The organism is Acinetobacter sp. YH12027 (assembly GCF_013420085.1).
GTDB lineage: Bacteria > Pseudomonadota > Gammaproteobacteria > Pseudomonadales > Moraxellaceae > Acinetobacter > Acinetobacter amyesii.
Window position 1 is genome coordinate 1 of sequence record NZ_VOYW01000098.1, and the last position, 1,313, is coordinate 1,313.

The window sequence follows — 1,313 nt, forward strand, 5'->3', positions numbered from 1 at the left end:
CTTGGCCAGAAAAATGAGTCGTTCTCGCTGTTCTAAACTAAGTGGTACAGAAACAATTCGAGGCATGTGTGAACATCTGTTAACTAAAAAAACTTTTTCGCATGATTAGTTATTTTTGTCAACTTACTGCATTAATGCTTGAGTCAAGAAAAGAAGGCTTTTCACCCAGAAAATTTGCTGAACTCATTAAAAGACATCCTAGTACGATCTATCGTGAGCTTAAAAGAAATAGCATCAATGACGTTTATCAAGCTCAATATGCTTCTGATAACACCTTCGCTAGACGTAGACGTGGTCACAGAAAACTCAAAATCGATTCAATCCTCTGGAAATTTATTGTTGAAGCGATCCGTTGTTTATGGTCTCCTCAGCAAATAGCAAAGCGTTTAAAGAGATTTCCTGATTTGGATCAAACAATGAATGTAAGCCATACAACGATTTATTCAACGATACGAGCATTACCAAAGGGTGAGCTGAAAAAAGACTTACTATCCTGTCTGCGTCATGAAAATAAAAAGCGAAAAGCTAACGGTGAACCTAAAAAAGATTCTATATTACAGGATATTAAAACTATTCATGAGCGCCCAACCGAAGTTCAAGAAAGAAAAATACCGGGTCATTGGGAAGCCGATTTAATTAAAGGTAAAGACAATAAAAGTTCGATAGCAACACTTATTGAACGAAATACACGGCTCTGTATCTTGGCAACATTACCTGATGCAAAGGCAGAATCAGTGCGCAAGGCTTTAACTGAAGCTCTGAAATATTTACCCGCAGAACTGCGTAAAACATTGACCTATGACCGTGGACGTGAGATGTCAGAACATAAAATCCTCGAAGAAGATTTAGGCATAGATGTATATTTCTGTGACCCACATTCGCCATGGCAGAAAGGCACATGCGAAAATATGAATGGTTTAATTAGGCAATATTTACCTAAAGGGATTGATTTAAACCAGGTAGATCAGCATTATTTAAATCAAGTTGCCATGTCACTGAATACTCGCCCTAGAAAAGCGTTAGATTGGCTTACACCATTAGAGAAATTTGCTCAGCTTGTTGATTATCATAAGGCTTTTGAAACTGTCGCACCTCATGTTTGAATTCGCCGGGTGTAATACTCATTCAACAAAAACTTATGTGTTGACGACAACATCTTATGGTTATGATGCAAGTTATATTCCTTATATTAGATTTCTTTCATAAGTCATTTTTCACTCAGCTCCAAGTTATAAATTCCAGCAATTAGATTGAATCTTAATGCTAGTCTTTTGCCTCGATTGCGATATCGCTCAGCAAGAATTTTGAAGGTT

1 protein-coding gene and 2 pseudogenes are annotated in these 1,313 nt (G+C 37.0%); 1 reads left to right on the top strand and 2 read right to left on the bottom strand.

What is annotated here, in order from left to right; genetic code table 11:
* Window positions 1–66 (bottom strand): annotated as a pseudogene (locus FTT94_RS16870) (helix-turn-helix domain-containing protein); the annotation flags it as partial.
* A 68-nt stretch (window positions 67–134) separates the two neighbouring features.
* Here FTT94_RS16870 and FTT94_RS16425 point away from each other — a divergent pair.
* Window positions 135–1,103, top strand: coding sequence for an IS30 family transposase (locus FTT94_RS16425; RefSeq protein WP_180171125.1), 969 nt, complete (start codon window positions 135–137; stop codon window positions 1,101–1,103).
* Between the two features lie 104 nt (window positions 1,104–1,207).
* On the opposite strand, the pseudogene FTT94_RS16430 reads toward FTT94_RS16425, so the two are convergent.
* Window positions 1,208–1,313: pseudogene (locus tag FTT94_RS16430) on the bottom strand (IS5/IS1182 family transposase); the annotation flags it as partial.